At 72.4% G+C, this 19,316-nt stretch carries 18 protein-coding genes and 1 riboswitch; of the genes, 14 read left to right on the top strand and 4 right to left on the bottom strand.

Translation table 11 applies throughout. From position 1 onward, the window contains the following. Nucleotides 1–25: 25 nt before the first annotated feature. The 9 genes from thpR to H030_RS37605 all read left to right on the top strand — a co-directional run bounded on the left by thpR (nt 26) and on the right by H030_RS37605 (nt 10,552). On the top strand, nt 26–577 hold the full coding sequence (gene thpR, locus H030_RS37610; RefSeq protein ID WP_027007468.1) for an RNA 2',3'-cyclic phosphodiesterase: 552 nt from the start codon (nt 26–28) through the stop codon (nt 575–577). A 107-nt stretch (nt 578–684) separates the two neighbouring features. Then, nucleotides 685–1,794: a recombinase RecA gene (gene recA / locus H030_RS0120380; RefSeq protein ID WP_027007467.1), complete on the top strand. Its 1,110-nt coding sequence runs from the start codon at nt 685–687 to the stop codon at nt 1,792–1,794. 70 nt (nt 1,795–1,864) lie between these two features. Continuing rightward, a complete protein-coding gene (locus H030_RS0120375; protein WP_027007466.1) occupies nt 1,865–2,365 on the top strand; it encodes a regulatory protein RecX in 501 nt (166 codons plus the stop codon). 11 nt (nt 2,366–2,376) lie between these two features. Then, entirely contained in the window at nt 2,377–2,895 is a 519-nt protein-coding gene (locus H030_RS33885) for a GNAT family N-acetyltransferase (protein WP_081690975.1), read from the top strand. 57 nt (nt 2,896–2,952) lie between these two features. After that, a riboswitch (cyclic di-AMP (ydaO/yuaA leader) is annotated at nt 2,953–3,122 on the top strand. A 5-nt stretch (nt 3,123–3,127) separates the two neighbouring features. Then, nucleotides 3,128–4,291: a peptidoglycan-binding protein gene (locus tag H030_RS40515; RefSeq protein WP_027007465.1), complete on the top strand. Its 1,164-nt coding sequence runs from the start codon at nt 3,128–3,130 to the stop codon at nt 4,289–4,291. A gap of 371 nt (nt 4,292–4,662) precedes the next feature. Next, the gene (rny, locus tag H030_RS0120360) at nt 4,663–6,066 is read left to right on the top strand and encodes a ribonuclease Y (RefSeq protein ID WP_231398490.1); all 1,404 of its coding nucleotides are present in this window, start codon (nt 4,663–4,665) and stop codon (nt 6,064–6,066) included. A 27-nt stretch (nt 6,067–6,093) separates the two neighbouring features. Beyond that, on the top strand, nt 6,094–7,428 hold the full coding sequence (gene miaB / locus H030_RS0120355; protein WP_027007463.1) for a tRNA (N6-isopentenyl adenosine(37)-C2)-methylthiotransferase MiaB: 1,335 nt from the start codon (nt 6,094–6,096) through the stop codon (nt 7,426–7,428). A gap of 63 nt (nt 7,429–7,491) precedes the next feature. Beyond that, on the top strand, nt 7,492–9,516 hold the full coding sequence (locus H030_RS33880; protein WP_051223235.1) for a hypothetical protein: 2,025 nt from the start codon (nt 7,492–7,494) through the stop codon (nt 9,514–9,516). A gap of 217 nt (nt 9,517–9,733) precedes the next feature. Beyond that, complete coding sequence (locus tag H030_RS37605) at nt 9,734–10,552, top strand: mechanosensitive ion channel domain-containing protein (protein ID WP_051223233.1); 819 nt, start codon at nt 9,734–9,736, stop codon at nt 10,550–10,552. Between the two features lie 101 nt (nt 10,553–10,653). On the opposite strand, the gene H030_RS0120340 is transcribed toward H030_RS37605, so the two are convergent. Then, a complete protein-coding gene (locus H030_RS0120340; protein WP_027007462.1) occupies nt 10,654–11,445 on the bottom strand; it encodes an SDR family NAD(P)-dependent oxidoreductase in 792 nt (263 codons plus the stop codon). Between the two features lie 103 nt (nt 11,446–11,548). Between H030_RS0120340 and miaA the strand changes: the two genes are divergently transcribed. The 3 genes from miaA to dapD all read left to right on the top strand — a co-directional run bounded on the left by miaA (nt 11,549) and on the right by dapD (nt 14,412). Continuing rightward, nucleotides 11,549–12,445 (top strand): tRNA (adenosine(37)-N6)-dimethylallyltransferase MiaA, encoded by an 897-nt coding sequence (gene miaA, locus H030_RS0120335; RefSeq protein WP_231398489.1) that lies wholly within the window; start codon nt 11,549–11,551, stop codon nt 12,443–12,445. A gap of 21 nt (nt 12,446–12,466) precedes the next feature. Next, nucleotides 12,467–13,321 (top strand): diaminopimelate epimerase, encoded by an 855-nt coding sequence (dapF, locus tag H030_RS0120330; protein WP_027007460.1) that lies wholly within the window; start codon nt 12,467–12,469, stop codon nt 13,319–13,321. 74 nt (nt 13,322–13,395) lie between these two features. Continuing rightward, nucleotides 13,396–14,412 (top strand): 2,3,4,5-tetrahydropyridine-2,6-dicarboxylate N-succinyltransferase, encoded by a 1,017-nt coding sequence (gene dapD / locus H030_RS0120325; RefSeq protein WP_027007459.1) that lies wholly within the window; start codon nt 13,396–13,398, stop codon nt 14,410–14,412. A 14-nt stretch (nt 14,413–14,426) separates the two neighbouring features. Here the strand turns inward: dapD and H030_RS33870 are convergent, their stop codons facing one another. Both H030_RS33870 and dapE read right to left on the bottom strand, forming a co-directional pair. Then, entirely contained in the window at nt 14,427–15,554 is a 1,128-nt protein-coding gene (locus H030_RS33870; RefSeq protein ID WP_081690972.1) for a pyridoxal phosphate-dependent aminotransferase, read from the bottom strand. Further along, nucleotides 15,545–16,594, bottom strand: coding sequence for a succinyl-diaminopimelate desuccinylase (gene dapE, locus H030_RS33865; RefSeq protein WP_051223231.1), 1,050 nt, complete (start codon nt 16,592–16,594; stop codon nt 15,545–15,547). The genes H030_RS33870 and dapE overlap by 10 nt, the downstream gene beginning before the upstream one ends. A 99-nt stretch (nt 16,595–16,693) precedes the next feature. Between dapE and H030_RS0120310 the strand changes: the two genes are divergently transcribed. Next, nucleotides 16,694–17,509: a DUF429 domain-containing protein gene (locus H030_RS0120310; RefSeq protein ID WP_027007458.1), complete on the top strand. Its 816-nt coding sequence runs from the start codon at nt 16,694–16,696 to the stop codon at nt 17,507–17,509. On the opposite strand, the gene H030_RS0120305 is transcribed toward H030_RS0120310, so the two are convergent. Continuing rightward, nucleotides 17,475–17,870: a TOBE domain-containing protein gene (locus H030_RS0120305; protein WP_231398488.1), complete on the bottom strand. Its 396-nt coding sequence runs from the start codon at nt 17,868–17,870 to the stop codon at nt 17,475–17,477. The genes H030_RS0120310 and H030_RS0120305 overlap by 35 nt on opposite strands. Nucleotides 17,871–18,009: 139 nt before the next feature. Between H030_RS0120305 and hflX the strand changes: the two genes are divergently transcribed. Further along, complete coding sequence (gene hflX / locus H030_RS0120300) at nt 18,010–19,311, top strand: GTPase HflX (protein WP_027007456.1); 1,302 nt, start codon at nt 18,010–18,012, stop codon at nt 19,309–19,311. Nucleotides 19,312–19,316: the final 5 nt, after the last annotated feature.

Below are 19,316 nucleotides of genomic sequence, written 5' to 3'. Positions count from 1 at the left end.
GCCGCGGCGTACCCTCCGGGCGACGATGAGCGCGCGTCTCTTCATCGCCCTGGAGCTCGCCGACGAACAGCGCCGCCTCCTGGTCCAGTGGGCGCGCGAGGCGGTCGGCCCGGACCGCGGGATGCGCGTCGTCGCGGCGGAGAACGTCCACCTCACGCTCGCCTTCCTCGGCCACCGCTCGCCCGACGAGATCGGCCCGCTCTCGGACCTCGTCGAGTCCTTCTCCGGCCGGCCCGCGCCGCGGCTGTCGACCGGCAGCGCGCTCTGGCTGTCGCCGCGCAGGCCGCACGTCCTGACCGTCGAGGTCCACCACGACGACGGCGTCCTCGACGACCTCCACGCCGACCTCTGGCGCGAGCTGGAGGACATGGGCCACACCCGCGACCACCGCCGCTTCCGCCCGCACCTCACGGTCGCGCGGGTCCGGCACGGCTGGACGGCGCCCGGCGGCGCGCTCCCGCCGACGCCCGATCTCGACCTCGACGTCCGCGGCGTGACCCTGATGCGCTCGTGGCTCGGAGGCGGCCCAGCCCGCTACGAGCCGCTCTCTCGCGGCGATCTCGCCGCGATGTCGTAACAATTCGCGCCCGAAACGCCACACGAACGTGCGTACGGTTCGGTTCCGTCCGATGGTCACTGCACACTGCCATCCAGAACCGCTGCCGAGAGAGGTACAGACTTCACATGCCCGCCACCGATGAGAAGGCCATCAAGGCCCGCGACACCGCCCTTGCAGGGGCCCTGACCCAGATCGAGCGCCAGTTCGGGAAGGGCTCCGTCATGCGCATGGGCGACGAGGGCGCCCAGGTCAAGGTCAACGCGATCCCGACGGGCGCGCTGTCGCTCGACCTCGCGCTCGGGATCGGCGGCATGCCGCGCGGGCGCATCGTCGAGGTCTTCGGCCCGGAGTCCTCCGGTAAGACGACGCTCGTCTACCACGTGCTCGCGGAGGCCCAGCGCCTCGGCGGCGTGTGCGCGTTCATCGACGCCGAGCACGCGATGGACCCGCTCTACGCCCAGAAGATCGGCGTGGACATCGACTCGCTGCTCGTCTCCCAGCCCGACTACGGCGAGCAGGCGCTCGAGATCGCGGACATGCTGATCCGCTCCGGCGCCGTCGACCTCGTCGCGGTGGACTCCGTCGCGGCCCTGACGCCGCGTGCGGAGCTCGAGGGCCAGATGGGCGACCAGACGGTCGGCCTGCAGGCGCGCATGATGAGCCAGGCGATGCGCAAGCTCGCGGGCAACCTGAACCGCACGCAGACGCTCTGCCTGTTCACGAACCAGATCCGCGAGAAGGTCGGCGTCATGTTCGGCTCGCCGGAGACGCAGCCGGGCGGTCGCGCGCTGAAGTTCTACTCGTCGCAGCGCCTGGACATCCGCCGCATCGAGACGCTGAAGGACGGCACCGAGGCCGTCGGCAACCGCGTCCGCGTCAAGGTCGTCAAGAACAAGGTGGCCGCGCCGTTCCGCCAGGCCGAGTTCGACATCGAGTTCGGCACCGGCATCTCGTCCTCGGGCTGCATCCTGGATCTCGGGATCGAGCACAACATCGTGTCGAAGTCCGGGTCGTTCTTCTCCTACGGCGAGGACCGTCTCGGCCAGGGGCGCAACAACGTCAAGAAGTTCCTCGACGAGCACCCCGAGATCGCCCGTGAGATCGAGGCCAAGGTCTACGACGCCCTCGGCTTCAACCGCGACCTCGTCGTCGAGATCGACCGCGACGAGATCCCCGACAACGTCGATCCCGCCACCGGCGAGATCAAGGCCGAACGAGCAACCACCACCGCCTGACGGTGACGGTGCCCACCGGCGCAACCTCAGCGACTGCGGCGGCCCACACGGGCCGCCGCACCTCGCACCGATGACGACCGCCGAGCGGGCCATCGATCCCGAGGCGCGGCTGCAGCACGCGCTGGATCTCAGCTACCGCTACCTCGGCTTTCGCGACCGGACGGTCGTCGAGGTGCGGCGGCATCTGGAGAGCAAGCGCGTCGAGCCCGACACGATCGACCAGACGGTCGCCGAGCTCCAGGCCCAGGACTACCTCGACGACGCTCGCTTCGCCCGCCGCTTCACCGAGGACCGTCGCACGCTCGACCAGTGGGGCAACGAGCGCATCGAGCGCAGGCTCCAGGCCGCCGGCGTCGCGGCCGAGCTCATCTCCGCCGCCCTCCACGGCGAGACCGAGTCCGGCTCCGAGCCCGCATCCCAGTTCGAAGCCGCCCTCGCCACGCTCCGCCACCGCTTCCGGACGCCGCCCGAGACCGAGAAGGACCGCAACCGCGCCCTCGGCTTCCTCGTCCGCAAGGGCTACGAGCTCGACACCGCCTACGACGCCATCCGCGCCTACGGGCGCGACTAGCCCCGTTCCCGGTGCCGATCGACTTCGGGATCGATCGGGTCAGCACCGCGCGACTGACCGGGCGGCGGCCCGAGCCGGGGGATCTCGGAGCATACGTGAGGATGTTCACCGATCCGAGAGTCTCCGAGGACGTGTGGCCCGAGCACCTGCGCACGGCGGATCTGGCGGAGAGCAACCTGAAGGCGTCGATCGCGCACTGGGAGCGGTGGGGGTTCGGGCCGTGGACGGTGCTGCGCGACGGCGTCCCGATCGGCTACGACGGGATCCGTTATGCGGAGGTCGACGGGCGGCCGGTCGTCGAGTTGTTGTGGTTCTTGGATCCCGACCACTGGGGGCAGGGCTACGCGACCGAGATGGGGCGGGAGGCGGTCCGGGTCGCGTTCGAGGTGCTGGAGCTCGACGAGCTGATGGCGCAAACCGTCGAGGTCAACCGCGCCTCGCGGTCGGTCATGGAGAAGCTCGGCATGACGCACACCGGCGACGCGATCCACGCCGGGCTGCCGCACGTCGTCTACGCGCTGGGCCGATAAGTTCCATAACGACGACCGCAACTGTCGTCCGGCCGGTGGTGTTCCATCGACCGAACCAGATCGACCAGGCCGAGTTCCGTGCTCTCAGGAGCGCGGGAGCGGGGGACCCAATCGGTCCGGCACAGGATGTGCCGGGCCCGGGGCGAATCGCCGCAGTCCATGCGGTGTAGCGCCGGTTCGGCGCGAGCCCGTCAGCTCACCTCGTAGGCCGCCACCCAACAGGAGCACCCAGATGGACGCCGCCTACGCCCGCACGGACGACCGCTTCGCGATCTTCGCCGACCCGCCCGGGATCCGCGACCTCGCACAGCCGGACGCATGGGAGAACTCGCTCGCCCGCTCACAGCGCCGCCGCGCGGCGGCCGCAGCACGGATCGTCGCGCTGCCGAGGACGATGACCGCCCGGATCTCGGCCGCGCTGCTGGCCGCCGGCCTCGTCGGCCAGACGGGCCCGCTGATCGGCGCGGCGTCGGCGGCGACCCACACCACGACGCTCGGCCATGGCGCGAAGGGCGCCGGCGTCGCCGCCGCGCAGCGCGCGCTCGGCATCGCGGCCGACGGCGTCTTCGGCCCGCAGACCCGCAAGGCGGTCCGGGCCTTCCAGCGCGCGCACGGGCTGACCGCCGACGGCCGCGTCGGCCCGCAGACGCGCGCGGCCCTGGGCCTCGCCGCCGGCCCGACGCTCGAGCGCAGCGCGACCCCTCGCGCCGTCACCAGCGCCGTGAACACGGCCGCCGACAGCGCGACGACCGACGACACGACCGCCTCCTCGCTCCCGGCGGCGACCACCCGTGCGGTCCAGCAGAAGCTCGGCCTCTCCGCCGACGGCGTCTTCGGCCCGCAGACCCGCACCGCCGTCCGCGCCTACCAGCGCGCCCACGGGCTGACCGTCGACGGCGTCGTCGGGCCCCAGACGCTCGGCTCGCTCGGCCTCTCCGGCGCCAGCAGCGCCACCACCGCCTCGACCCGGACCGTCAGCGCCACCGCCGACGCGGCCGCCGACAGCACCCCGCAGGCCGCCAGCACCGCCGGCTCCGGCGCCCAGGCCGCGGTCTCCGCCGCGCTGTCCAAGGTCGGCGCGCCCTACAGCTCCGGCGCCACCGGGCCGTCGTCGTTCGACTGCTCGGGCCTGACCCAGTGGGCGATGCGCCAGGCCGGGATCTCGATCCCGCGGACCTCGTTCGCCCAGTACGGGACGGGCACCGCGGTCTCCAAGGGCAACATCCAGGCCGGCGACCTCGTGTTCTTCAGCACCGACGGCGCGGGCGCCTCGCACGTGGGCATCGCGACCTCCGCGACCACCGCCGTCTCGGCCACCACGCACGGCGTCATGCAGCACGCGATCTTCGACTCCTACTGGGGCGCGCACTACCTCGGCGCACGCAGCGTCGGCTGACCCGCCTGACCCGCCGGTCAGCCTGATTGCACGCGCAACGCCCGCAGTACTACGATCCCCGCCAGCGAAGACCGGCCCCACACGGCGAACGAACCCCAGATTTCCAGCACTTTCCGCACCTGACACCGGTTGCGCCGCGCCCACCGTTCCGTCCGGGCGCGCCGCACCACGCAGCACCTGAAACCGCCCGTCCACCCATCGCCGAGGCGGCGGCCCGGAACCTCGCTCCCTGATCGCAGCATCGGAGACCAGCGCCCGCCCTCCATCGGGCGTTGGGGAGAGGACACCCAATGGAAACCCTGATCGGCGCGGCGCTCATCGGAGTCGCCATCGTCGTCGCGGCCCTCGTGTACGGACGCCGCAGTCCGGCCATGGCCCCCGTCGCCGGCGCGCTCGCACCGCAGCAGCCCGCCGCGGGCACCGCGGTCGCCGTCGTCGCGCCCACGCCTGCCGACGCCGAGCTGACGAGGCGCGCCGCCGAGCTGGAGCGCTCCGCCGCCCGGGCCGCCGCGCTGGAGGCCGCGCTCGATCGCCGCGGCGCCGACCTCGACCGCCGCGAGGCGGAGCTCGAGCGCCGCGACCAGCACCTGCGCGCGCACTCCGTCGAGGTCGAGCAGCTCCGCGCCACCCGCGAGGACGCGCTCGAGCGGGTCGCCGGCCTCTCGGCCGGGCAGGCCAAGCAGGCGCTGCTCAAGGACGTCGAGGACTCCGCCCGCCACGACGCCGTCCGCGTCCTGCGCCAGGTCGAGGAGGAGACCAAGCGCGACGCCGAGCGCCGCGTCCGCTCGATCCTGTCGGTCGCGATGCAGCGCCTGGCCGCGTCGCACGCCGCCGAGACCACCGTGAGCGTCGTCCAGCTGCCCAGCGACGACATGAAGGGCCGGATCATCGGCCGCGAGGGGCGCAACATCCGCGCGCTGGAGAACCTCACGGGCGTCGACTTCATCATCGACGACACGCCCAACGCGGTCGTGCTCAGCGCCTTCGACGGCGTCCGCCGCGAGATCGCGCGCATGACGCTCGAGAAGCTCCTGCAGGACGGCCGCATCCACCCGGCGCGGATCGAGGAGACCTACTACCAGGCGAAGTCCGAGCTGGAGTCGCACATGGTCGAGGCCGGCGAGCAGGCCGTCTTCGACGCCGGCGTCCAGGGGCTCGACCCCGAGCTGGTCAAGATCCTCGGCCGCCTGAAGTTCCGCACGTCCTACGGCCAGAACGTCCTGGCCCACAGCGTCGAGTGCGCGCACCTCGCGGCGCTGATGGCCTCCGAGCTCGGCGCGTCGACCAAGACCGCCCGGCGCGCCGCGCTCCTGCACGACATCGGCAAGGCGGTCTCGCACGAGGTCGAGGGCCCGCACGCGCTCGTCGGCGGCGACCTCGCACGCCGCCACGGCGAGAGCGAGGCGGTCGCCCACGCGATGGAGGCCCACCACAACGAGGTCGAGCCGCAGACGGTCGAGGCCGTGATCGTCCAGGCGGCCGACGCGCTCAGCGGCGCCCGGCCCGGCGCGCGCGGCGAGTCGCTGGAGCAGTACGTCAGGCGCCTCCGCGACCTGGAGAAGCTGGCGACCCGCCACGACGGCGTCGACAAGGTGTACGCCATGCAGGCGGGCCGCGAGATCCGCGTGATCGTCGAGCCGCAGGTCATCTCCGACGACAAGGCGATCACGCTGTCGCGGACGATCGCGCGCGAGATCGAGCAGGAGCTCGAGTACCCGGGCCAGATCAAGGTCACGGTGATCCGCGAGTCGCGCGCCGTGGACTACGCGAAGTAGGTCCCGCGAGCTACCCTCCGCACCGCCGTGAACGCCAGCAAGACCTTCCACGTCACCACCTTCGGGTGCCAGATGAACGAGCACGACTCGGAGCGCATGAAGGGCATGCTCGAGTCGCTCGGCTACGCGGAGGCCGGCGCGCAGGACGGCGCGGACCTGATCCTGTTCAACACGTGCTCGATCCGCGAGAAGGCGGACTCGAAGTTCATCGCCTACCTGCAGCAGGCGGCGGCGCTGAAGCGGCGCAACCCGGGGACCGTCATCGGCGTCGGCGGCTGCTGGGCGCAGTCGGTCAAGGAGGACGTCTTCCGGCAGTTCCCGTACGTGGACGTCGCGTTCGGCCCGGGCCAGGTCCACAAGCTGGCGGAGTTCCTGAACTCCGACTCCTTGACCGCTCAGGGCTTCTTCGAGTTCGAGGGCTTCACCGGCCACCTGCCGATGAAGCGCGAGCGCGAGTTCCAGGGCTGGGTCCAGATCAGCGCCGGCTGCAACATGAAGTGCTCGTACTGCATCGTGCCCGCGACCCGCGGCCGCCAGGTCGACCGCCCGCTCGACGAGCTGGTCGCCGAGGTCCGCACGATGGTCGACGGCGGCGTGATCGAGGTCACGCTGCTGGGCCAGAACGTCAACGCCTACGGGCGCGCGGTCCGCGGCGGCGAGCGCTCGTCGTTCGCGGCGCTGCTGGCCGAACTCGACGCGATCGACGGGCTGCGGCGCATCCGCTACACCTCGCCGCACCCGCAGGACATGAAGGAGGACGTCGTCCTCGCGCACGCGCAGCTGGACAGCGTCTGCCCGCACATGCACCTGCCGCTCCAGGCCGGGTCCTCGCGCGTCCTGAAGGAGATGCGCCGGACCTACTCGCGCGAGCGCTTCCTCGATCGTGTCGCGCTGATCCGCGAGCACAACCCCGACATCGCGCTGACGACCGACATCATCGTCGGCTTCCCGGGAGAGACCGAGGCGGACTTCCAGGAGACCCTCGAGGTCTGCGAGGAGGTCGGCTTCGACGGCGCGTTCACCTTCATCTACTCGCCGCGGCGGGAGACCGAGGCCGCCGAGTTCACCGACCGCTTCGTCTCGCACGAGGTCGCCGTCGACCGCATGGAGCGGTTGGTCGAGGTCGTCCAGCGCCGCGCCGGCGAGCGCGCCCAGCGGTTCATCGGGCGCACGCTCGACGTCCTGGTCGAGGGCTACTCGCGCACCGACCCATCACGCCTACGCGGCCGCTCCGCGCACGGCAAGGTCGTCAACTTCACCGGCCTCGCCCAGCCGGGCGAGATCGTCCCGGTCGAGATCACCTCCGCGACCTCCCAGACGCTGGCGGGCGAGATGTCCCTGCTCGCCCGCGCGCTCGCGTAGCCGCGCGCCCCTGCGCGAACACGCGTTCGCCTTCCGCCTTGGGATGTGCGAACATGAGTTCGCATGCGGTGGGACAACCTGAAGATCGAGGCGGAGGAGGGGACGCGGCTCCCCGGGTATCGCGACGCGGCGACCGTGCGGCGCTTCGACGCGCCCGAGGCGCTCGACACGCGCTTCTACGAGATCCATGCCAAGAGCGCGCTGAACCGGGTGCCGGAGGCGTCGCGGATGCCGTTCCGGTGGACGATCAACCCGTACCGCGGGTGCTCGCACGCGTGCGTGTACTGCCTCGAGGGCGACACGCCGATCCTGATGGCCGACGGGCGCCACATGCCGCTGCGCGACGTGCGCGTCGGCGACGCGATCTACGGGACCGAGCAGGAGAACGGCGGGCCGCGGCGCTACGTCGAGACGCGCGTGCGCGCGCACTGGACGACCGCGAAGCCGGCGCTGCGCGTGGTGCTCGCGGACGGGACCGAGCTGATCGCCAGCGGCGACCACCGGTTCCTGACCGACCGCGGGTGGAAGCACGTCGAGCGCGGCGAGGGGCCGCCGCGACCGTTCCTCACGCGCGCGGTGTCGCTGCTCGGGCCCGGGAGGTTCACGGACCGGCCGGCCGAGACCGACCAGTACCGGCGCGGATACCTCTGCGGGGCGATCCGGTGCGACGCGCAGGAGCCCGAGGCGCGCGGGCGGGTCGCGGCCTACCTCGCGCACTACGGGATCGAGGATCCGGGCGACCGGCCGCACAGCCTCGCGACGATCGCGCGCGCCGACCGCGTGGAGTCGCTGATCGTGTGGCCGTTCGAAGCGGGCATCGACTGGCGCAAGGGCTTCCTGGCCGGCGTGTTCGACGCCGAGGGCGTCGTGGACGGGGAGGAGCTGCGGATCGCCGGCGCCGACGCGACGGTCCTGTCGTGGGTCGACGCGTCGCTGGCGTCGTTCGGCTTCACCGCGCCGCTGCTGCCTCCCGACCCGCTCGGCGTGCGCACGCTGCGCGTGCAGGGCGGGGTGCGCGAGCAGCTGCGGTTCTCGCACCTGACGTGGCCGGCGGCGACCGCGAAGTGGAGCCTTGCGGGGCGCTCGATCAAGACGAACGCGCCGCTGCGGGTGGAGGCGATCGAGCCGGTGTCGGCCGAGCCGATCGAGTTGTATGACATCACGACGGGGACCGGCGACTTCATCGCCAACGGCGTGGTGTCGCACAACTGCTTCGCGCGGCCGACGCACAAGTACCTCGACTTCGACGCCGGGCGCGACTTCGAGCGCGAGATCGTCGTGAAGGTCAACGTGCCCGAGGTGCTGCGTGCGGAGCTGAGGCGGCCGTCGTGGAAGGGCGAGCACATCGCGATGGGGACGAACACCGACCCGTACCAGTGGGTCGAAGGCCGCTACAGGCTGATGCAGGGGATCTGGGAGGCGCTGCGCGACTTCCGCAACCCTTGCTCGGTCCTGACGAAGTCGCCGCTCGTGCTGCGCGACCTGCCGTTGTTGAAGGAGATCGCGGCGGTGACGGAGGTCAGCGCGAACCTGTCGATCCCGACGATCGACGAGAAGGCGTGGCGCGCGACCGAGCCGCACACGCCGAACCCGCGAGCGCGGCTGGAGGCGGTGGCGGAGCTCAACCGCGCGGGGATCCCGACGGGCATCCTGGTCGCCCCGCTGATGCCGGGGATCAACGACGACCCGAAGCAGGTGGAGGAGATCATCCAGACGGCGATCGACGCGGGGGCGACGTCGATCGGCGGGATCGGCCTGCACCTACGCGGCGAGGTCCGTGGGGTGTTCATGGAGTGGCTGCGCGCCTACCGGCCGGACCTCGAAGAGCACTACGAGGCGCTGTACTCGCGCGGCGCGTACCTGCCGCAGGCCGAGCAGGACCGCGTCGCCCGGCTGCTGCGCGACGCCGGTGCGCCGGAGCGGCTGCCGTTCCGCCGCGACCCGGCCGACGACCGGCCGTTCGAGCGCACGTTCCGGCGGCAGATGGGACCGCGTGACCGGGTCGACCGGCCGCGCGGCGCTGCCGCGCCGGACGACCGGCGCTTGCCACGGCAGCCGTCCGGTGGGATCCAGGAGGCGCTGTTCTGACGAAACCCGGTGCCTTGCCGAACATGTCCGCACGCAGCCGTTTTCTTCATCGTGTGAGGGGCATCACACAGGGGTTCAGGGTCTGCCCGAAGGTGGAAGGGCCTAGAGAGAACGTGCCAACTTCGCTGTCCCGAAGGAGCCCATGAAGCGCCTGATGGAAACCCGCAGTCATTCCTGGCGAGAGGCCGGCCTGGCCCGTCAGCTCAGCTCCCGCGCCGTGAAGCGCGCGCGGATCCAGACCCTGCTGCTGCTGCCGATGATCGCCGGCGTGTTGGTCCTGTACTCCTACCGCGAGAAGCTGTTCGGGGTCGACGACCCGATCCGGATCGCGACGGTGATCGCGCTGGTGGCGCTCGGCTGGCAGTTCGCGCGTGACCTCGGGCGCGCTGCCGGGCCGACGCTGTTCCGGCGGCTGGATCCCGGGACCGCGGGCACCGTCGGGTTCCTGGTGCGCTTCTTCACGATCATCGCGTCGGTGCTGGTGGCGCTCCGGGTCGCGGGCCTGGACCCGCGGACGCTGGCCGTCGGCGGTGCGTTCACCGCGGTCATCCTCGGTCTCGCCGCACAGCAGACGTTCGGCAACCTGTTCGCCGGGCTGGTCCTGCTGAGCGCGCGGCCGTTCCGCGTCGGCGATCGCGTCCGGCTGCAGGGCGGCGGCCTCGCCGGCCAGATCGTCGGCGTCGTCAGCTCGCTCGGGCTCTTGTACACCACCTTCTCCGATGGCGAGAACCAGATCATGGTCCCCAACAACGTCGTCCTCTCGGTAGCGGTGATCCCACTCCACGAGCCCGCAGGCGTCGACCTCCGCGCCCGTCTGCGCCCGGGCGTGACACCGGTCGACATCCAGACGCTGCTGGAGCAGACCATCGACACACCCATGCGCGACAAGCCCCGCGTCGCCCTCGAGGAGATCGACGGCGACGAGACCGTCGTCCGCATCGGCGTCTCCCCCGAGGACCCACTGGAAGGCGCCCGCCTGTCCTCCGAGGTCCTGCACGCGCTGGCAAACGAGACGCGGCGCGCAGAGGCGGCCTAGCGCCGCTCGCCGGTCGCGCCGCCTCGCCGCGACCGCTCGGCCTCGCGAGCGGTCGCTCTGCGATGACTCCGCGCCGCCCGCCCCGCGCGGTCGCTACGCGGTCAGCGCTTGTCCGCCTGGCCGCTCGCCAGCTGGGCTGCGACCTTGTCGCCGCCCAGGCGCTTGGCGACCTTCGCGGAGATCTCCGGGGCGATCTGGGCGAAGGCGGTGCCGGCGCGCATGCCGACGGGGGCGACGTCGAGCTCGCCCTTATCGGCGGTGATCGCCCGCAGGACGGCGGCGGCGACCTGCTCGGGGGTCGAGGTGCCGACACCCTTCGGCAGCTTCGCGCCCGACTCGTGGAACATGCCGGCGTCGCGGATGAAGCCAGGGAACACGACGCTCACGCCGACACCACGCGGGGCGAGGTCGCCGCGCAGGCCCTGGCCGAACCCACGCAGGCCGAACTTCGTGGCGCTGTAGATCGAGCTCGCCGCCTGGCCGGACTTCCCGCTCAGCGACGAGATCAGGACGATGTGGCCGCTGCGCCGCGCCGCCATCCGCTCGCCGAGCACGCGCGACATGATGATCGGCGCACGCAGGTTGACCTCCAGCGCGCGGTCGATCTGGTCGACGCTGAAGTCGAGCACGTCGCCCGAGGCGGGCAGCGCCGCGTTGGCGACGAGGATGTCGACGTCCGCAGCCTCGTCCAGCAGGCGCTCGACCGCCGCGCGATCGGAGAGGTCGACCGCCGTCGCCCGGCCACCGACCTCCGCGGCGAGCGGCTCGAGGACGTCCGTCCGCCGCCCGGAGAGCAGCAGCGACGCGCCCTGTCCGTGCAGCGCGCGGGCGATCGCGTGGCCGATGCCACCCGTCGCGCCGGTGAGCAGAACCGAAGTGCCTCGGAGTTCCATGCCGCGCACTCTTGCATGCCCGGCCGGCGAGCGGTGGCGTACGGCACGGCGCCGCACCACCTGGCCGGGTGGTCGGGCCGCGCCGCGCGGCAGACTGTGGGGCGTGACGGTTCTCGCGCTGTTCGGTCCCACCGGGGTCGGCAAGACGGAGGTGGCGATCGAGGTCGCGGAGATCCTGCGCGCGCGGGGCCGGCGCCCGGTCGCCGTCAGCGCCGACGCGCTGCAGGTCTACGAGGGCCTCGAGATCCTCACCGGCGCCGCGTCGCCCGAAGAGCAGCGCCGGCTCGAGCACCGGATGGTCTCGGTCATCCCCGTCACCGAGACGTTCAGCGTCGCCGAGTACGCCCGCCGCGCCCACGCCGAGATCGACGACATCATCAACGACGGCGGCGTCCCGATCGTCGTCGGCGGGACCGGGCTGTACCTGCGGGCCGCGCTCGCGCAGCTCGACCTCAAGCCACCGCCCGAGCCCGGTGTCCGGGAGGCGCTGATGGAGCGACTCCATCAACAAGGCGCCCAACAGCTCCATGATGAGCTGGCACGCGCGGCGCCCGCGACGGCCGCGGCGATCGACCCCAACGACCGCCACCGGATCGTCCGGGCGCTGGAGCTCGCCGCCCAGGGCGCGCTCACGGACGGCAACACCACCAACAACCAGCTCTGGACCCAGGACACGCGGCTCCCCACGCGCCTGATCGCGCTGACCATGGACCGCGACCTCCTCAAGTCCCGCATCGACGCGCGCGTCGACGCGATGGTCGCCGCCGGCGCCCGCGCGCAGGTCCTCCACGCCGAGCAGCTCGGCGCCTCGGCCACCGCCCGCAAGGCCGTCGGCTACCAGGAGCTGCTCGCCGGCGAGGTCGACACGATGAAGACCCGCACCCGCCAGTACGCCCGCCGCCAGCTGACGTGGCTGCGCAAGCTCCCGGGCGTCGAGCACGTCGACCTCACCGGCCGCACCGCCGCGGAGGCCGCCGCGGAGATCGTCGGCGGCACCTAGCCGGTAGCGTCCGCGCCCACCATGCGATTCGAGAAGTGGCAGGCGCTGGGCAACGACTACATCATCATCGAGCGCGACGCGCTCCCGTGGGCGCTCACGCCCGCGCGCGTGCAGCGCATCTGCGACTACCACTTCGGGATCGGCGGCGACGGCATCCTGGAGCTGTCGCCGCCCGACGAGCCCGGGTTCGTCGCCCGCCTGCGGATCTTCAACCCCGACGGCAGCGAGGCCGAGCTGAGCGGCAACGGCGCGCGCGAGGCCGTCATGTACCTCTTCCACCGCGGCTGGACCGACCAGCGCGAGTTCAGCATCCAGACCCGCGCCGGCGAGATCCGCCCGACGATCCACGACGACCGGACCTGCACGCTCGCGATGGGCCGCGCGCGCCTGACCTCCGGCGACTACCCCGACGGCGCCGCCGACGGCCGCGGCCAGGTCACCACGGCCGACGGCCACGTCTGGAACTTCCAGCACCTGCAGGTCGGTAACCCGCAGGCGGCGATCGCGATCCCGGACCTCGACGAGCTCGAGGAGCTGCAGCTCCGGGAGATCGGGCCCGGCATCGAGACGCACGCCGCGTTCCCGAACCGGACCAACGTGTCGTTCTACCGGCCGCTCGCCCCGGACCGCATCCGCGCCCGGATCTTCGAGCGCGGCGTGGGGGAGACATCTGCGTCTGGCACCGGCGCCTCGGGCGCGGCGATCGCCCATGTCCTCAACGGTGGGGATTCCCCGGTGACGGTGGTCCTGGACGGCGGCGAGCTGACCGTCGACGTCGACGAGGCGCTGCTCTTCACGCTGACCGGCTGGGCCGTGCCGGTCTACGCCGGAACCGCAAGCGACGCACTGCTCGCCGACCTCGCCGAGCTGGACTGACCGCGGCGCGGCCGGAGGGGCCGCGCGCCCGCGAGGGTGCGCTGCTCCGGCCTCGGCGACTATCGTCCCGGGCGATGACTCAGCAGCCGCAGCGCATCTCCGGGCCCGCGTGGGCCGTTGGTCTCGCCACGATCACGACGGGCGATGAGCCGAAGGTCCTGGACACGCTCTACCTGCGGCCGCAGCTCGGCCTCGACGGCGCGCCCGAGAAGCGGCCGGCGCCGGGTGGGACGCGGACGCTCCGGACCGCCGAGGCGACCGATCTCGGCGGCGGCGCGTTCGCTGGCGCGGTCGGGGCGGACGAGCTGCGCAACGTCACGGTCGTGCCGGTCCTGACGGTCATCGAGGACCTCGCCAGCCCGCCCCAGGACACGCACGAGGCGTACCTGCGCCTGCACCTGCTGAGCCACCGGCTCGTCCAGCCCAACACCATCAACCTGGACGGGATCTTCGGCGTCCTGCCGAACGTCGCCTGGACCAACCGCGGCCCGGTCGATCCCGCCGACCTCGACTCCGCCCGCCTTCGCGCCCGCGCGCTGGACCGTCAGCTGACGGTCGTCTCCGTCGACAAGTTCCCGCAGATGACCGACTACGTCGCGCCTGCCGGGGTCCGGATCGCCGACGCCCGCCGCGTCCGCCTCGGCGCGCACCTCGCCGAGGGCACGACGGTCATGCACGAGGGCTTCGTGAACTTCAACGCCGGGACGCTCGGCCACTCGATGGTCGAGGGCCGCATCAGCCAGGGCGTCGTCGTCGGCGACGGCAGCGACATCGGCGGCGGCGCCTCGATCATGGGCACGCTCAGCGGCGGCGGCAGGGACGTCATCTCGGTCGGGACCGGCTCCCTGATCGGCGCCAACGCCGGCCTCGGGATCTCGCTCGGCGACGACTGCATCGTCGAAGCCGGCCTCTACCTGACCGCCGGAACCCGCGTCACCACGCCGGAAGGCGAAGTGATCAAGGCCCGCGAGCTCTCCGGGAAGCCGAGCCTCCTGTTCCGCCGCAACTCCGAGTCAGGCGCCGTCCAAGTGCTCGCCCGCTCGGACTCCGCCTGGACCGGCCTCAACGCCGCTCTCCACAGCAACGCGTAGGGGTTCCGGGAGGTCTAGCCCTTCAGGCGGTGCGCCGCGGCCGCGCAGGCCTCCGGCGTCGGCGCCAGCGCGAACCGGACGTGCCCCGCGCCCCCGGGGCCGAAGAACGACCCGGGCGCGCAGACGATCCCGTGCTCCAGCAGCCGGACCGCGCACGCCTCGGCGTCCTCGCCGCCGGGCGTCTCCAACCACAGGAAGAACGTCGCCGGCCCGCCCGCGTCGCGGAAGCCCGCGTCCTGTAGCGCGGGCCAGAGCAGGTCGCGCTTGCGCCGGTAGCGGTCGCGGACCTCGACCACGTGCGCTTCGTCGTTCCAGGCCGCGACCGCCGCGAGCTGGATCGGCTCCTGCGGCGCGACGCCGACGTTGGGCCGGTACTGCTTCAGCGCCGCGATCAGCCGCGCGTCGCCCGCGACGAACCCGGACCGATACCCCGGCATCGACGAGCGCTTCGACAGCGTGTTCAACACCACCACGTTGGTCAGGTCGCCGACCTGGAGCCCGGACGCCGGCGCGTCGCCGCGGAACCACAGCTCGCTGTAGGCCTCGTCGCAGGCGAGCAGGAAGTCGTGCTCGCGCGCCAGCGCCGCCGCGCGCTCCAGGAACGCCGGCGGCGCGACCGCGCCCGTCGGGTTGTTGGGGTAGTTGAGCCACAGCACGCCGAGGCGCGCCCACACGTCGGCCCCGACCGCGTCGAGGTCGGGCAGGAAGCCGGAGGCGGCGTCCAACGGGAACTCCACGACCTCGCGCCCCGCGAACAGCGCCGACCGCGCCGCCACCGGATAGCCCGGGGACGTGACGCCGACCGCGCCGTCGACCACCTCGGACATCGAGAAGATCACCTCCTTGGACCCGAGCGTGGGGAGGACCTGCGTATCCGGATCGACCGTCACGCCGTAGCGCCGCCCGATCCACGCCGCGACGGCCTCGCGCAGCACCGGCAGCCCCACGGCCTTCGGGTACGTCGACACCGGCTCGATCGCCTCGACCAGCGCGCGCCGGATGAACTCGGGCGTCTCCTCCCGCGGCTCGCCGATCCCGAAGTCGATCAGCTCGATGCCGCGCGCGACCGCCGCCGCCTTCGCGTCGTCGAGCCTGACGAACGGGTAGGTGCCCAGCGACTCCAGGACCGGGTTCAGGCGCACAGGAACCGCTCCAGCGTGTTGTAGGACTTGACCAAGGCCTCCACCTCGACCTGCTCGTCGCGCCGGTGCGCGTACAGCGGCCTGCCCGGACCGAAGTTGATGGCGTCGACGCCCGCGCCGGTCAGCTCGGCCACCGGCGTCCACGCCTGCTTGGGCGCCAGCGTCAGCCCGTCGCCCGCGGCGACCAGCCGGTCGACGAGCGGCCCCGTCGAGACCAGCCCGGACGGCGCGTTGCCGTCGATGACCAGCTCGCCGTGCGGGTCGCAGAGCGCGTGCAGCTTGGCCTCGGCGTCGGCCGCGGAGGTGCCGGGCGCGTAGCGCATGTTGACCTCGACGACGCACTCGTCCGGGACGACGTTGCGGGCAACACCACCATGAACGGTCACGGCGCTGACGACCTCGCGGAACGTCAGGCCCGCGAAGACGTGATCGACCACCTCGACCTCCGCGAGCGCCGCGATCCCGCGCCCCGCGCGGTGGATCGCGTTGTCGGCCAGCCACGGCCGCGCGCTGTGACCCGCGACGCCCCGGAACGTCCAGGTGGCGTTGATGTTCCCGACGCAGCCCGCGTGCAGCTCGTTGTCGGTCGGCTCCATCACGATCGCCAGGTCCGCGCTGCGCAGCCCCGGCTCGCGCTCCAGCAACGGCGTCAGAGAGGAATCCCCGAACGGCAGTTCCTCGCGCCCGAAGAAGACGAACCCGACGTCGACCGAAGCGTCGAGCGAACCGACCGCGAGGGCCAGCTCCATCATCACCGCGACACCGGCCTTCATGTCCGCCGCGCCGAGCCCGTGGACGACACCATCCTCCAGCCGCCCCGGGAAGTTGCCCTGCGCCGGCACCGTGTCGAGGTGCCCCGCGAACAGCACCAGCGGCCGCTCCCGCCGCTCCGTCACGCCCGCCAGGACGCATGTGTCGCCCGCGTCCCGCGCGTCCGGGAGTTGTTCCAGCACATGCGCCGCCAGCGCCGCCTCGTCCCGCGACTCCGAGGCGATGTCGACGATCTCCAGCAAGCGCGCCGCGAGGCGATCCCCCGTCATGGCCGGGACGCTACCGTCCCGGCGGTCATGCGGTACTGCGGCCCGCTACAGCGCGGGCCAGCTCCGGAGGAGACCATCGCGATCATGCGGTATTGCGGCGTGGACATCAGCGCGAAGCCCGGCAACCAGCAGCTCGTCACCCTGCACGAGCGCCGTGGCGCCGACGGGCGTGAGCTGGTCGCCACGTTCTACGAGCCCGGGACGGTGGCCGACGTCGCGCAGACGATCCTGGCGTTCGGCGGTGAGGCGGTCGTCGCGATCGACGCGCCGTCCGCGCCGCGGCTGGACCTGCTGACGAAGGGCAAGCCGCTGCGGGATGTCCTTCAACTTCCCGAGGGCCGCTACGAGACGATGCGCGTCTGCGACACGGTGCTGTTCCGCCGGCGCCTGCCGCTCTACCCGGTGCCCGCCTCCGGCGCCGCGCTCACGCAGGCCCAAGGCTGGATGCAACAGGGCTTCGACCTCTTCGCGGCGCTCGAGCCGCTGCAGCGCTTCACGCCCGACGCCGCCACCGCGCAAGGCCAATACGAAGGCCCGATCCACGACGGCGCGCTCCGGCTCGGCCGCGTCGCCGAGACCTACCCGGACGCCGTCTTCTGCGCGCTGCTCGGCCATCGCCCGCCGCCCAAGCGGACGCCTCATGGCCTACAACAACGGATCATGATCCTGAAGGAGAGCCGCGTCGTCGACGACGCCGGCGGCCTCTGGCAGCGCACGGTCGACGAGCTCGACGCCACCGCCGCGGCCTACGCCGCGTACACGCTCGCCACCGGGCAGGGCGGCTGGGTGGGGGACCCGCGCGAGGGCGTGATCGTCGTCCCCGTCCCGCGCCTGCAGGACCGCTACGTCAGGCCGCCGCAACCGGCCCGCGCACGGCTCGTCAGCGCTTCTCCACCACGACCGTCGTCGACTTGATCAGCGCGACGGCCTGATCGCCGGGCTTGATCCCGAGGTCGTCGGCCGCCTCGCGCGACATCAGCGAGACGATCCGGTACGGCCCGCAGGCCATGTCGATCTGCGCCATCACGCCGTCGCGGCGCACGCCCAGGACGATGCCCTGGAGCCGGTTCCGGGCCGACGACCGCCCCTCCCGCGCGCGCTCGCGCAGCAGCGCGGCCAGCTCCTCGGCGCGCAGGTAGCGCTGCTGGCCCCGGCGCTCGAACACGATCCGCCCGTCCCGCTCCCAGCGGCGCAAGGTGTCGACGCTCACCCCCAGCGCCGCGGCCGCGGCACCGATGCGGATCCAGTCCTCTGGCCGTCCCGGCAGTTCCGACACCAGCCACCACCTCTTTCCCTGTTCGAATGCTGACGCTACTCCGCGGCCAGCCGGGCAGGGTCGTACACCCGTCCAGGTTCGAGCCCACTTCTGACTAGGTCCCAACCGGAGCGCCGCGGGGCCTAGACTCAATGGGCACATGGATCGCGGTCGCAACGGACGCAACACCCCAACCCGGAACGGCGCGGCGCCAACCCAAGGCCGCGCGAAGCAGCGCGCCTACCTGATCGCCGCGCTGGAGACCGGCGACGACCTCGGCGAGCTGCGCGAGCTGCTGCGCACCGCGGGCGTCGCCGTCGTCGGCCAGGCCGTCCAGCACCGCGACAGGCCGCATCCGAACACCTACCTCGGCCCCGGCAAGCTGCTCGAGGTCAAGGACGCCGCCAAGGCCGCCGACGCCAACGTCGTCGTCTGCGACGACGAGCTGTCCCCGCGCCAGGAGCGCAACCTGGAGAAGGAGCTGGGGATCTCCGTCGTCGACCGGACCGCGACGATCCTCGACATCTTCGCCTCGCACGCCAACACGGCCGAGGGCAAGCTGCAGGTCGAGCTGGCCCAGCTGGAGTACAACCTCGCGCGCATGCGTGGGCTCTGGACCCACCTGGAGCGCCTCGGCGGCGTCTCGTCCGGCGGCTTCGCGACCCGTGGTCCCGGCGAATCGCAGATCGAGACCGACCGCCGCCTGGCGCGCGACCGGATCGCCGCGCTGCGCCGCCGCCTCGACCAGGTCAAGGCGACGCGCGAGACCCAGCGCGCCGAGCGCGAGCGCGCGCACCTGCCGCAGATCGCGCTGGCCGGCTACACGAACGCCGGCAAGTCCACGTTGTTGAACGCCCTGACCGGCAGCGAGGTCGGCGTCCGCAACCGGTTGTTCCACACCTTGGACCCGACGACGCGCCAGCTGGCGATCGACGGGCGCCCGTACCTGCTGACCGACACCGTCGGCTTCATCCGCAAGCTGCCCCACCAGCTGGTCGACGCGTTCGAGTCGACGCTGGAGGAGACGCGCCGCGCCGACCTCGTCCTGCACGTCGTCGACGGCTCCGCCGAGGAGGACGACCGCATGGAGATGCTGCGCTCGGTCGAGGACACGCTGGAGGAGATCGGCGCCGGCGACCGCCCGCGGTTGTTGGTGGTCAACAAGGTCGACCAGCTCGACGCCGAGCAGCGCACCGAGCTGCGCCACCGCCATCCGGACGGCGTCCAGGTGAGCGCGCTGACCGGCGACGGCCTGGAGGACCTCATGGAGGCGATCGAGGCCGCCTTCGCCCGGACGCTGCAGTCGGTCGAGCTGCTGCTGCCGTACTCCGAGGGCGGCCGGCTGGCCGAGCTGCACGACGTGGCCGGCGACCTGCATCGCGACGACACGCCCGAGGGCGTGCACGTCGTCGCGCGCCTGCCCGCCGCGATCGCCGAGCGCTATCAGCGTTTCGCGGTCTGAGCGTG

Origin of the sequence: Conexibacter woesei Iso977N, from assembly GCF_000424625.1 — a bacterium.
Taxonomy (GTDB): Bacteria; Actinomycetota; Thermoleophilia; order Solirubrobacterales; family Solirubrobacteraceae; genus Baekduia; species Baekduia woesei_A.
Note: the sequence above shows the minus strand (reverse complement) of the source record. Positions and strands in the feature narration are given on the sequence as shown.